The sequence below is a fragment of the Asticcacaulis taihuensis genome (assembly GCF_900100255.1).
GTDB lineage: Bacteria > Pseudomonadota > Alphaproteobacteria > Caulobacterales > Caulobacteraceae > Asticcacaulis > Asticcacaulis taihuensis.
The window spans coordinates 51,421-64,352 of record NZ_FMTS01000004.1 but is presented as its reverse complement, the minus strand read 5'-3'; the positions used below and the strand labels follow the sequence as shown (position 1 = coordinate 64,352).

The following is a 12,932-nucleotide window of genomic DNA, read 5'->3' as shown; positions in this document are numbered from 1 at the left end:
GCCGCTTTGCCGCAGGCTTTAAAGTTCGCCACACATAAAATTTATCCTCATGCCCGGCAAATTGTGCTTAAGTTTGCGCACTGTCGGGCGCGAGGATGGCGCCACCCGCAATCTAATATCCGAGGCCAATCATGACTCCCGCCGAAATCGCCAAGGTTCAGGACTATCTTTTCAAGACCTTCAAGACCAAGGGGCTTGAAATCAAGCCGCGCAAGCAGAAGGACTCCGCCGAGGTGTTCATCGATGACGAGTTCGTCGGTGTGGTCTATGTCGACGAAGACGAGGCCGGCTCCTATCTGTTTGAAATGGCCATCTTGAAGGAAGACCTCTAGGTCTTTCGGTCAGCCAATTAAAAAAAGTCCGGCGGATCACCGCCGGGCTTTTTTGTTTTACATGTCCGCGTAAGGGTCGTCATTCCTCTTGCGACGACGCTTGACTACCGGCTCGACATCGGGCGGCGTCGGGTTGGCGGTGCGTTCATATTCGGCGCGGGCCTTGCGCACCTTCGATTCGGCGCGGCGGACCTTATGCAGCTTGAACTCTTCACCCAGCGCGCTGACGATCTGAGAGAACATCGGCAGGTACTGCGGGAAGCGTGTGGCCATGAAGCCGGCCACAATGGCGGCCACCGTGGCCAGGATCGGCGAGGTGGCCGACAGGCTGTCAATCAGGTTGGAAATGCTGCCGACGGTCGATTTCGAGAAGGCTTCGTCGATCAACGACTGGCGGCGTTTTTCCCGGTTATGCGGCAGGGCCTTGATGATCAGGTAAATGACGATCGGCAACAGGAAGATGCCGCCCAGGGCCAGCGGCCCCCACAGATCGCCCAGCAGTTTAACGGCCAGGCTGTAGAGGCCGATACTGACCCAGATCAGTCCGATAATAGCGCTTGCCAGCAGCAGTACCAGCCCGATGATAGAGGATTTCAGGCTTTCAAGCTGGTTAGAGAAATTAAACATCAGGTTTCCGTATGAATCTGCGACACGACCGAATTAATGGCACAACCATATAAAGGCACAATATGAATAAAGCACCCTTTGTTGTGCCGCAATGCGCGTGCTAGAGACAATTCCTGTTCAAAAACAAGGGGGGGACATGCTCTTTCTGCAGGCCGTATGGCATTCCGCCAAGGTGATCTGCGCCGGTCTTTACTGGCTGTTGTCCCTGGCCTTCCTGTGGGGCGGCTTGATGCAACTGGGAAAGGGCGGCGCTGTCGGCCAGATCAGCATCGGCTTTGTTATCTGCCTGTTGTGCCTGCGCTTCGTGCTGGTGAAGCGCTTGGTTTCGGCAGGCGTTTTTAATGTCGCGGCGACGGCCGCTTTTTTTGTCCTGATCGTTGTACTGGACGCAAAAGGGCTGACTGGCGTGGCTTGATTGACACCTCATGCCCAAAAGTGGCGATCCGCTTTTGGGCATGAGGTTAAGCCGTCTCTTTCAGAGCCGCGCGGATGGTTTCGACCATCTGGTCGATGTGCGTCTTTTCCAGGATGAGCGGCGGGGAGAGGGCGATGATGTCGCCGGTGACGCGGATCAGCAGGCCCTTGTCGAAGCAGCGATCGAAGACCTCCAGCGCGCGGGCGGTCGGCGCACCGGGGCGGCTTTCCAGTTCGATGCCGCCGATCAGCCCGAGATTGCGGATGTCGATGATATGCGGCGCGTCGCGTAAGCTATGCACGGCCTCCTGCCAGTAGGGCGCCATGTCGTTGGCGCGGGCAAAAAGGTTTTCCCCGGCATAGACATCGAGCGTGGCTATGCCGGCGGCGCAGGCCAGCGGGTGGCCGGAATAGGTGTAGCCGTGGAACAGCTCTATCGGTGCATCGGCTGTCTGCATGAAGGTATCGTAGATTCGGTTGGAGACAGCCACGGCGCCCATCGGCACGGCGGCATTGGTAATGCCCTTGGCCATGGTCAGGATATCGGGTGTAACGCCGAAATAGTCGGCGCCGAAGGCCGCGCCCAGACGGCCGAAACCGGTTATGACTTCATCAAAAATGAGCAGGATATCGTGCTTGTCGCAAAGGGCGCGCAGGCGCTGAAGGTAGCCCTTTGGCGGCACCAGCACGCCAGTGGACCCGGCCACGGGCTCGACAATGACGGCGGCGATGGTCGAGGCGTCATGCAGGGCGACCAGGCGTTCCAGATTATCGGCCAGATCGGCGCCATGTTCCGGAATGCCTCTGGCGAAAAGGTTGCCGGTGACGCCATGCGTATGCGGAAGGTGATCGACGCCGGTCAGCAGCGAGCCGAAATACATGCGGTTGCGCACGATGCCGCCGACCGAAATGCCGCCAAAGCCGACACCGTGATAGGCGCGTTCGCGGCCGATCAGGCGGGTCTTCGAGGCATGGCCGCGCGTGCGCTGGTAGGCGAGGGCGATCTTCAGCGCCGTATCCGCCGATTCCGAGCCCGAATTGGTGTAGAAGACCTTCTTGAGGTCGCCGGGCAGCATGCCAGCCAGCTTTTCAGCGAATTGAAAGGCCAGCGGATGCGCCATATTGAAGGTGGGGGCGAAATCCATCACCGCCGCCTGTTTCTGGATCGCCTCGGTGATCTTGGCGCGGCCGTGCCCGGCATTGACGCACCACAGGCCGGAGGTGGCGTCCAGTATCTGGCGCCCGTCCACGTCGGTATAGTGCATGTCCTTGGCGCTGGCCAGCAGCTTGGGTTTCGCCTTGAACGTGCGATTGGGCGTGAAGGGCATCCAGAAGTTTTCAAGCGTGGACGGCGTGTTCATGTCAGGTTCACACAGATATCGATAGCGGGTATGGCAGTTTCATTACGAATCCGGAATGAACTGTGTTAGGTTGGGTTTAGGGATCGCTGAAGTGTGATCACAAAATTGGGCTTCATGCAATGGGGCCACGAAGAGGTTTTGGTAAAATGGTCGTTGTCAGTCTGGAAAATGTATCCGGTGGCAGCCTGAACGAGGCGAAGATTCACGATCAGGTCTATGAGGCCCTGTCCGAAGCCCTGATTCAGGGCAAGATTCCGCCGCTCAAGCCGGTTTCCCTGCGCACGCTGGCCCATAATCTCGGTGTGTCGCCCATGCCGGTGCGTGAGGCGGTGCGCCGTCTGATCGCCGAAAAGGCGCTGGAGTTGCAGCCTTCCAACAAGCGCCTGCGCGTGCCGGACCTCACCGAAAAGCGCCTGATGCAATTGATGACGGCCCGTCAGTGGGTCGAGCCGGAACTGGCGCGCCTGGCCACGCCGCATGTGACCAAGGATGTGATCAAACGCCTGCGCGAGGACGATGCGGCCGTGATGACGGCGCTCGGCAAGGGCGACGTGGCGGCTTATATGCAGGCCAATCAGGACTTCCATTTCTCGATCTATCGCCTGGCCGATGCCGATCTTTTTTATGACATGGCGCGGACCCTGTGGTTGCAGGTCGGGCCTTTCATGCGCGTGGTCTTCGGTCGGATGGGCACGGTGCATCTGCCGAAGGACCACCACCAGGACATGATCCGTGCGCTGGAAACCGGCGATGCCGGGACGGTCAAGACCTCGATGGCGGCCGATATCCATGAAGGCATGGAACTGATGCTGGACGCGATCAAGGCCCATGTCGCGCCGGAACCCAAGCGTCGCCGGCGGGGATAGTTTGTAAAGTAAGAAACCCCACCACCACGAGCCATTCTTAGTATGTCGTCCGTTGGTGTTGGCTCGCGGTCCCCCTCCCCACCAGAGGTGGGGAGGTACAACAATTGACGCCCTTCTTGTACCTCCCCGACTTGTCGGGTAGCCGGGCGGCCGGTGCCGGGGACCGCATGAGCCGCGAAGCGGTGAGATGTGGTGGTGGGGCATCTTACTTTTGGGATTGCAAAACTGTGCCTTGACAGTTCTGTGAGTAGCATTGTCTAATTGTGATCACAAAACCGCTTTGAGGTCGCCCCATGCCGATTTCCGCTCCGCTCCGCCCTGCTGATACGCTGGAAGGCGTGCTGGCCGCGTTCAAGGCCCTGAACCTGCCGGACAGGGCGGTGATCGATGGCGCGGAAGTGGCGTCTGTTTCTGGCCGAACCTTCGACAACTATTCCTCGCGCGACGGCAAGCTGATCAACAAGATCGCGGCCTGTGATGCCGCCGATGTCGATCAGGCGGTCAAGTCGGCGCGGACGGCTTTTGAGGATGGCCGCTGGCGCGGGCTGGCGCCGAAGGTGCGCAAGAAGATCCTGCACAAGCTGGCCGACCTTATGACCGAGCATTCGGAAAACCTGGCCCTGCTGGAAAGCCTCGATACCGGCAAGCCGATCGCCAATACGCGCGGTTTCGATATTGGCGCGGCGATTAATACTACGCGCTACTATGCCGAAGCGCTCGACAAGATCTATGGCGAGGTGGCCCCGACCCCGGAAGATCGCCTGTCCTATGTGATCCATGAGCCTCTGGGCGTGATCGGTGCCATCGTGCCGTGGAACTTTCCGCTGCACATGGCGATGTGGAAGGTGGCGCCGGCGCTTGCCATGGGCAATTCGATCGTGCTCAAGCCGGCGGAAAATTCCTCGATGACCGCGCTCTGTACCGCGATGCTGGCGCTGGAAGCCGGTGTGCCGGCGGGCGTGTTCAATGTTGTGCCCGGCCTGGGCGGCGAGGCGGGAGATGCCCTGGCGCATCATATGGATGTCGACATGATCGCCTTTACCGGCTCTGGTCCGGTGGGGCGGATGCTGATGCGCGCCTCGGCTGACAGCAATCTCAAGCGCGTGTCGCTCGAACTCGGCGGCAAGTCGCCGCAGATTGTCTTTGCCGATTGTGACGATCTTGATGGCGCGGCCGCCAATGCCGCCTGGGGTGTGTTCTACAATCAGGGCCAGGTCTGTACCGCCGCCTCGCGCCTGCTGGTCGAGGCATCGATCAAGGACGTGTTTGTCGAGAAGGTCATGGCGATTGCGAAGACCATAAAGGTCGGCGATCCGTTCGATCCGGCCACGCAGTTCGGCGCCATGATCTCGCCGCGCCAGATGAATACGGCGCTCGACTATATCGAGAAGGGCCAGGCCGAGGGCGGCAAGCTGCTGATGGGCGGCGAGCGCGCCCGCGCCGAAAGTGGCGGCGCCTATGTCGAGCCGACCGTGCTCGATATCGCACCGACCAATATTCTGGCGCAGGAAGAGGTCTTCGGGCCGGTGCTTTCGGTACTGACCTTCAGGGATGAGGCGGAAGCTTACCGCATCGCCAATGACACCATCTATGGCCTGGCGTCTGGCGTCTGGACCGCCAATATCGGCAAGGCGATGCGCGCCGCGAAAGCTTTGAAGTCCGGGCTGGTGTGGATCAATGGCTGGGATGCCTGCGACATCACGTCACCGTTTGGCGGTGTAAAACAGTCGGGCTTCGGTCGTGATCGCAGCCTGCACGCCCTATATAAATATGCCGACCTCAAGGCGGTCTCCATCAGTTTCAAGGCATAGATGATGAAGCTCAGTGACTCCCAACGCTCGCTGCTTAGCGGGCTGATTTTTGATACGGCCGCGCCCGATCGTTTCGCGGTTCTAAACCCGGCCGATGGCTCGACCCTCTGTTACGTTCAGGCGCATGGCGCGGCGGAAACGAAGACGGCCATCGATGCCGCCAGCGCCACCTTTCCAGCCTGGTCTGGCCTGACAGCCAAGGCGCGCTCGATCATCCTGAAAAAATGGAATGATCTGGTTCTGGCCCATGCCGAAGACATGGCCATGCTGGTGACTCTGGAGCAGGGGCGACCGATCCGCGAGACGCGCGGCGAAGTCGCTTACGGCGCCTCCTTTATCGAATGGTTCTCAGAAGAAGCCAAGCGCGCCTATGGCCGCACCATTCCGGCCACCATGCCCGGCAAGCATCTCCAGACCATCAAGCAGCCGGTCGGGGTCTGTGCCGCCATCACGCCGTGGAACTTCCCGATCTCGATGATCACCCGCAAGGTGGCGCCGGCCCTGGCCGCCGGTTGCACGGTGGTCATCAAGCCGTCGGAAGAGACGCCGCTTTCGGCCCTGGCGCTCTATGCTTTGGCGCGTCATGCGGGCCTGCCAGACGGCGTGATCAGCATCATCACGAGTGTCCACGCGAAGGAAGTCGGTGAGGTGATGACCTCGGATACGCGCGTCAAGAAGCTGAGCTTCACCGGCTCCACGCCCGTCGGCAAGCTGCTCTATGCGGCCTGCGCGCCGACCATGAAGAAGGTCTCGATGGAACTGGGAGGTAATGCGCCCTTCATCGTATTTGACGACGCCGAACTGGACGCCGCCATCGAAGGCGCACTGGCCTCGAAATACCGTAATTCCGGCCAGACCTGCGTCTGTGCCAACCGTATTCTGGTGCAGGCCGGTATTTATGATCGCTTCGCCAAGGCCCTGGCTGACAAGGTCAAGGCGATGAAGCTTGAACCGGGCTGGCTGGAAGAGACAACGCTTGGGCCGCTCATCAACCAGAAGGCCATCGACAAGGTGGCGCATCTGGTCAGTGACGCCGTGAAGCAGGGCGCACATGTCGTGACCGGCGGGCAGGTCGATGCGCAAGGCGCGCTGTTCTATCAGGGTACGGTACTGACCAATGTGACCCGCGACATGGAAATTTTCGATGTCGAAATCTTCGGGCCGGTGGCGCCTTTGTTCAAATTCGAGACCGAGGAAGAGGCTATTCGGTTGGCCAATGACACGCCGTTCGGGCTGGCGGCTTACGCCTATACCCGCGATATCGGCCGGGCGATGCGCGTCGCCGCCAAGCTGGAATACGGCATGGTCGGCCTGAATGACGGGCTGATCTCGACCGAGGTCACGCCCTTTGGCGGCGTCAAGGAATCCGGTATTGGCCGTGAAGGCGCGATCGAGGGCATGGAGGAGTATCTCAGCGTGAAGTACATCTCCTATGGTGGTCTGGGGGCGATTTGAGCCGATTTTCCCCCCCTCTTCAAAAAAGCATGACGCGTTTTCCGCGCCATGGCGTGCAAGCGCTATACGCTTGCTTAAGCCAAACCTCCAAGAGGGGGAGGTGTTTTCGTAGATCCTCCCCTCTTGGAGGGGAGGTGGCGAAGCCGCTTGCGGCTTTGACGGAGGGGTAAAATGTCCGATCTCCAGTCTTTTCTTGTCCAACAGCGCGAAATTTTCACTGCCAATCATGACGTATCTCGTACATGGGCGCGGAACGCATCTGCCTGGCGCGGCGGCGTGCCTATGCACTGGATGCGGGACTGGGCGGCGCCATTTCCGATCTATGTGCAGTCAGCGAAGGCGGCGACCCTGACCGACGTCGATGGTCATGCCTATGACGACTTCTGCCTCGGTGACACGCCCTCCATGTTCGGCCATGCGAGGCCGGAACTGGCAGCGGCGATTGCGAAACAGGCCAGCGAAGGCGTCGGTTTTATGCTGCCGACTCCTCTGGCCAATGAGGTGGGCGATCTGCTGCGGGCGCGTTTCGGCATGGCGCAATGGCAGGTGGCGACCACGGCTTCCGATGCCAATCGCGCCGTCATCCGCTGGGCGCGCGCCATCACCAAACGCGACAAGATCCTGATCTTTGACGGCTGTTATCACGGCATGGTCGATGACTGTTTCTTGGCGCTGTATGAAGGCCGGCCCGCCAACAAAAAGGGCCTGATCGGCCAGGTGGTCGATCAGACGCGCACCACGAAGGTGATTCCGTTCAATGATTTGCCGGCCCTGAGCCAGGCGCTGGCGGAAGGTGATGTCGCCGCCGTTCTGGCCGAGCCGGTGATGACCAACTGCGGCATGATCCAGCCGATCGAGGGCTTCAACGAGCGCTTGCGCGATCTCTGTACGCAGCATGGAACACTATTGATTCTGGACGAGACCCATACCCTGTCTTCCGGGTCTTCGGGCTACACAGGCGCCCATGACCTCAAGCCGGACATGTTCGTGGTTGGCAAGGCGATCGCCGGCGGCATTCCGGCGGCGGTCTGGGGCGTCACCTCCGAGATCGCCGCGCGTATGGATCAGGCGCAGGCGAAAATCGGCCCCGGCCAGTCCGGCATCGGCACCACGCTTTCAGGCAATGCGCTCGTGATGGCCGCGATCAAAACCATGCTGACCGAGGTCATGACCGAAGAAGGCTACAAGCACATGCTGCGTGGCGCCGCCTATCTGGTGGCCGGCCTGCGCGATGTCATCAAGCGCTATGATCTGCCGTGGTCGGTGGTCCATGTCGGGGCGCGGGCGGAGCTTATCTTTGCGCCGCAACCGCCCAAAAACGCCGAGGCCATGCGCCGGCACCTCGATCATGACCTGCTCGAAGTCTTCCATCTTTATCTGATCAATAAGGGCGTACTGATTGCGCCCTTCCACAATATGATGCTTATCTCTCCGCAGACCGGATTCGACGCGATCGACCGGCTGGTCACGGCGGTAGCCAGCTTTTCACAGGAACTCAACGCATGAGCACTTTCGGCAAATCCAGCGCACCGGCCAAGGGGAAATCAGACCGCAGCCTGCCGCTGTCCGAGCGCGTGGCGACGGTCGAGGAGGCCAGGGCCTTCCTCGATGCCAATCCGCATATCAATTATTTCGAGATCCTGTTCACCTCGATGACCGGCGTGCCGCGCGGCAAGCGCCTGCGCCGTCACGAACTGCTGCCGATCTATGAATATGGCCGCTTCCTGCCGGGCTCGATCCTGGTGGTCGATACCCTCGGCGCCGATTGCGAAGACACCGGTCTCGTCTGGGAAGACGGCGACGCCGATCGCGTGGCGCGGCCGGTGCCAGGCACGCTGGTGCCGGCGCCGTGGCTGGGCGATGATGTCGGCCAGGTCATGCTGTCGCTCTACGAACTGGACGGTACGCCCAATGACCTCGATCCGCGTCATGTGTTGCAGCACGTGCTCGATCGCTACAAGGCCGACGGCCTGACTCCGGTCGTGGCCTGCGAGCTGGAATATTATCTCGTCGATATCGAGCGCGGCCATGACGGCCAGTTGATGCCGGCTACCGGCTTCAATACCGGCGAAAACCCGAAAGGCATCCAGGTCTATGGGCTGCCGGAAATCGAGGCCCACGGCGCGTTCTTCCGCCAACTCTGGGAAACTGCCGACGCGCAGAATATCCCGCTGGAAGGCGCGATCTCGGAATTTGCGCCGGGCCAGGTGGAACTGACCCTGAAGCACAAGCCCGATGCCTTGCGCGCTGCCGATGACGCTGTGATGTACAAGCGTCTGGCCAAGGGCGTGGCGCTGTCGCTCGGCATCGAGGCCACCTTCATGGCCAAGCCATGGGCGGATCGCGCCGGTTCCGGCTTCCACGTCCATATCTCGGTGGCGGACAAGGACGGCAACAATCTCTGCGCCTCGGAAGACCCGCAAGGCTCCAAACTGTTGCACAATATGATCGGCGGCATGAAGGACCATCTGGCCGACGTCATGGGCATACTGGCGCCGGGCGCCAACAGCTATAAGCGCTTCAAGGCCAATTCCTATGCGCCGGTCGGCCTGACCTGGGGCGTCAATAACCGCACCGTCAGCTTGCGCGTCACCGCCGGCCCTGCCCATACCCGCCATGTCGAGCACCGCGTGGCCGGCGCCGACGCCAATCCGTACCTTGTGCTGGCGGCAATACTTGCCTGTGCCCACCACGGCATTACCCACAAGACCAACCCCGGCCCGGCGGTGATCGGCAACGGGTACGCCGTGGCGGCGGAAAGCGGCGCCACCCTGCCGACCAACTGGTTCGCGGCCGTGGATTATCTCGATAAGTCAAAGGTTTTGCGCGACTATCTCGGCGACCGCTTCATCGACATGTACGTCAAGGTCAAGCGCACCGAGCAAGCGCGCTTCTTCGAGGAAATTACCGAACTCGATTACGACTGGTATCTGCGCAACGCATAGATTACCGGCGAGGGATTGCGACGTTTGTGCGACGCAGCGCCAATTATTAACAAATTGGCGACTTGTGATCACATTTTGGGATTGACAGGTCGGCCATCCCGTATTCCTCTGAAGCTTCCGGGGCTTTTATTAGAAGACATCTTCACAGGAGACAGGCTTATGAGTTCGAAAACCTCAAGACGCTCGCTTTTGACCGCGCTGGGCGCTGCCGCCGTGGGGATCAGTTTCGGCGCGGCCGGCTGTTCCAAACCGGCCGGCAAGGGCGCAGCAGCCGGGGCGGAGCCGCCCACGCTGAACTTCTACAACTGGGATACCTATATCGGCGAAACCACCCTGGCGGACTTCAAGACGGCGTCGGGGATCGATGTCAACATGACCCTGTTCGCCACCAATGACGAACTGTTCGCCAAGATGAAGACCGGCAATTCCGGTTATGATGTCATCGTGCCGTCGAACGATTTCGTGACGCGCCTGGCGGATTCCGGCCTGCTGCTGCCGCTCGATCATGCCAAGCTGCCCAACATCAAGAATATCGACCCGGCCTTCATGAATCCGGACTACGATCCGGGCCGCAAGTGGTCGGTGCCCTACACCTGGCTGGTGCTCGGCATCGGCTATCGCAAGTCCAAGATGAAGGACATGGGCGGCGGCAACAAGATTCCCGATTCGTGGAAGTGGGTGTTCGATTCCGACCTGTACAAGGGCAAGATCGCGCTCCTTTCCGAAGCCGGCGACCTGATGCGTCTCGGCGCCAAGTATCTCGGTCACAGTGTCAACGACATCACGCCTGAGACCATCGCCCAGGTCGAGAAGATGCTGACCAAACAGAAGCCCAATGTCCACGCCTTCCATAATGACGATGGCCAGGACATGCTGGTCTCCAAGGAAGTCGATATCGTTATCGAATATAATGGTGACATCGCCCAGGTCATGGCCGAGGACAAGGACCACGACATGGATTTCGTCGTGCCGAAGGAAGGTAGCCAGCTCAATTCCGACACCTGGTGCATCCCGAAGGATTCGCCGCGTCCGGACAATGCCCACAAGTTCCTCAACTACATGATGGACGCCCAGGCCGGCGCCGAAATCTACAAGACCATCATGTACCCGACGCCGAACGCCGCCGCGAAGGCGCTGATGCCGGACAGCTACAAGAACAATCCGGTCATCTTCCCGCCAGCGGATGTCCTGGCCAAGTGCGAATATGCCAAGTTCAATCAGGAACTGGCCTCGCAGTTTGAGGAAGCCGTCACGCGTATGCGCGCGAGCTAAAAGTGTAGAGCGCGCCCTGAGAGATCAGGGCGCGTTTTTTGTTAAGTATCAAAGGGGATAAAATGGAACAGAGCTGGCGGCAGGCAAAAAGCATTTTCCTGACCATGATCAGCGCGCCGCTGTTCTGGCTGGTTTTCTTCTTCTTTCTGCCCCTGGGCATTGTCTGGCTGTACAGCTTCGGTGAAAACCGCGGCCTGATCGATATTGCCTTTACCGGCACCTGGGCCAACTATGCCCATGCGCTCGATGATCCCTATCCCGGCATCTTTTGGAAATCGGCCTGGATCGCGGCCCTGACCACCTTCCTCTGTCTGGTCGTCGGCTTTCCGGTGGCTCTGGCCATTACCTTCGCGCCGGAAAAGGCCAAGTCCTGGCTGCTGCTGGCGGTCATGCTGCCCTTCTGGACCAATCTGCTGATCCGGACCTACGCCCTGATCGCCGTCCTGCGGACAGAGGGCTACGTCAACATGACATATCACTGGTTGTTCGACATGACTAACAAGGTGCTGGGGGGATCGCTCGGCGATTTCACGCCGCTGGCCCTGCTGCATAATAATTTCGCTGTCGTTTTCGGCCTCGTCTTCGTCAACCTGCCCTTCATGATCCTGCCGCTTTATTCGACGCTCGACCGCATGGACCGCTCGCTTCTGGAAGCCTCGCTCGATCTCGGCGCCGGTCATATCGGCACCCTGTTTAATGTCGTGGTGCCGCTGGCGGGGGCGGGCATCATGTCGGGCATCCTGATCACCTTTATCCCGGCACTCGGTTCCTACCTGACGCCGGACCTGCTGGGCGGCCCGGATTCGCAGATGATCGCCAATGTGATCGAGAGCCAGTTCAAGCGCGCCAATAACTGGCCTTTCGGCGCGGCGCTGAGCTTTATCCTGGTCTATCTGACCTTTATCGGCATTGCCCTCCAGGGGATCATTGAACGCAAGGACAAGGGGAGGGCCGCCTGATGACCGCGACGACCGCACCCGTGAAACTGAAAAAGATAGCCCCCAAGACACCACCAGGCCCGCTGGAATATCTGCGCCGCTGGCCGCTGCAATTGTGGCTGGTTCTGGTGGGGCTGTTTCTCTACATCCCTCTGATTACCCTGATGATTTTCAGCTTCAATGACTCGAAGCGCAATATTGTCTGGCAGGGCTTCACCCTGAAATATTATGACAAGGCCCTGCATAATGACAGCCTGATCACCGCTTTTGGCAATTCGATGACGATTGCCCTGTGCTCCACGATCATCTCCGTGATCATCGGCGCCATGGCGGCCATCGTTCTGTGGCGGTTCCGTTTCGTCGGCAAGACGGCCTTCAATGCCGGCCTGGCCATCCCGATCGTCGTGCCGGAAATCTGCATGGGCGTGGGGATGCTGGTCTTCTTCGCCAAGGTGCTGCCGTGGCCGCATGACCTGCCGTGGCCGCTCGATCTCGGCAATATCATCATCGCCCACGTCTCCTTCTCCTTCCCGTTCGTCGCCGTGGTGGTTCGGGCGCGGCTGGGCTCGTTCAACCGCGAACTGGAGGAGGCAGCCAAGGACCTGGGGGCCTCGGAGTTTCGCGCCCTGATGGATGTGGTCATCCCCCATATTCAGCCATCGCTGATCGCCGGTGGCCTGCTGGCTTTCACCCTGTCGCTCGATGATTTCGTCATCACCTTCTTCACGGCCGGACCCGATACGGTCACCTTCCCGGTCAAGGTCTATTCCATGGTGCGCTTCTCGGTAACGCCAGAAGTCAACGCGGCCTCGACCATCCTGATCGTGGTCACCGTCCTGCTCACCTTCCTTGCGCTCAAGTTCCAGGGCTCCAGTGCCCTCACCGCCGGTCACGGCGCCGACGACAAATAG

General features: G+C 60.1%; 12 protein-coding genes. 10 read left to right on the top strand and 2 right to left on the bottom strand.

The genetic code is table 11. The features are described 5' to 3' along the window. Positions 1 to 131 precede the first annotated feature (131 nt). Positions 132 to 332, top strand: coding sequence for a DUF3126 family protein (locus BLO49_RS11280; protein ID WP_090648486.1), 201 nt, complete (start codon positions 132 to 134; stop codon positions 330 to 332). A 57-nt stretch (positions 333 to 389) separates the two neighbouring features. Here the strand turns inward: BLO49_RS11280 and BLO49_RS11275 are convergent, their stop codons facing one another. Then, positions 390 to 959 (bottom strand): hypothetical protein, encoded by a 570-nt coding sequence (locus BLO49_RS11275; RefSeq protein ID WP_090648483.1) that lies wholly within the window; start codon positions 957 to 959, stop codon positions 390 to 392. A 136-nt stretch (positions 960 to 1,095) separates the two neighbouring features. On the opposite strand from BLO49_RS11275, the gene BLO49_RS11270 reads away from it, so the two are divergent. Beyond that, a complete protein-coding gene (locus tag BLO49_RS11270) occupies positions 1,096 to 1,374 on the top strand; it encodes a hypothetical protein (protein WP_090648480.1) in 279 nt (92 codons plus the stop codon). 46 nt (positions 1,375 to 1,420) lie between these two features. On the opposite strand, the gene aptA is transcribed toward BLO49_RS11270, so the two are convergent. After that, entirely contained in the window at positions 1,421 to 2,734 is a 1,314-nt protein-coding gene (gene aptA / locus BLO49_RS11265; protein WP_090648478.1) for an omega-aminotransferase AptA, read from the bottom strand. Positions 2,735 to 2,880: 146 nt separating this feature from the next. On the opposite strand from aptA, the gene BLO49_RS11260 reads away from it, so the two are divergent. The 8 genes from BLO49_RS11260 (at position 2,881) to BLO49_RS11225 (ending at position 12,932) form a co-directional block, all read left to right on the top strand. After that, a complete protein-coding gene (locus tag BLO49_RS11260; RefSeq protein WP_090648475.1) occupies positions 2,881 to 3,600 on the top strand; it encodes a GntR family transcriptional regulator in 720 nt (239 codons plus the stop codon). Positions 3,601 to 3,893: 293 nt separating this feature from the next. Then, positions 3,894 to 5,411 carry an aldehyde dehydrogenase gene (locus BLO49_RS11255; protein ID WP_090648474.1) on the top strand — a complete coding sequence of 506 codons (1,518 nt, stop codon included), beginning with the start codon at positions 3,894 to 3,896 and terminating at the stop codon, positions 5,409 to 5,411. A 3-nt stretch (positions 5,412 to 5,414) separates the two neighbouring features. Further along, positions 5,415 to 6,866 carry an NAD-dependent succinate-semialdehyde dehydrogenase gene (locus BLO49_RS11250; RefSeq protein ID WP_090648990.1) on the top strand — a complete coding sequence of 484 codons (1,452 nt, stop codon included), beginning with the start codon at positions 5,415 to 5,417 and terminating at the stop codon, positions 6,864 to 6,866. Between the two features lie 171 nt (positions 6,867 to 7,037). Further along, a complete protein-coding gene (locus BLO49_RS11245) occupies positions 7,038 to 8,372 on the top strand; it encodes an aspartate aminotransferase family protein (RefSeq protein WP_090648471.1) in 1,335 nt (444 codons plus the stop codon). Then, positions 8,369 to 9,811 carry a glutamine synthetase family protein gene (locus tag BLO49_RS11240; protein WP_415500203.1) on the top strand — a complete coding sequence of 481 codons (1,443 nt, stop codon included), beginning with the start codon at positions 8,369 to 8,371 and terminating at the stop codon, positions 9,809 to 9,811. Before BLO49_RS11245 ends, BLO49_RS11240 begins: the two co-directional genes overlap by 4 nt. Positions 9,812 to 9,970: 159 nt before the next feature. After that, entirely contained in the window at positions 9,971 to 11,083 is a 1,113-nt protein-coding gene (locus BLO49_RS11235) for an ABC transporter substrate-binding protein (protein WP_090648469.1), read from the top strand. Positions 11,084 to 11,145: 62 nt separating this feature from the next. Beyond that, positions 11,146 to 12,042, top strand: a complete 897-nt coding sequence (locus BLO49_RS11230; RefSeq protein WP_090648466.1) for an ABC transporter permease — start codon at positions 11,146 to 11,148, stop codon at positions 12,040 to 12,042. Then, positions 12,042 to 12,932, top strand: coding sequence for an ABC transporter permease (locus BLO49_RS11225; protein WP_090648464.1), 891 nt, complete (start codon positions 12,042 to 12,044; stop codon positions 12,930 to 12,932). The genes BLO49_RS11230 and BLO49_RS11225 overlap by 1 nt, the downstream gene beginning before the upstream one ends.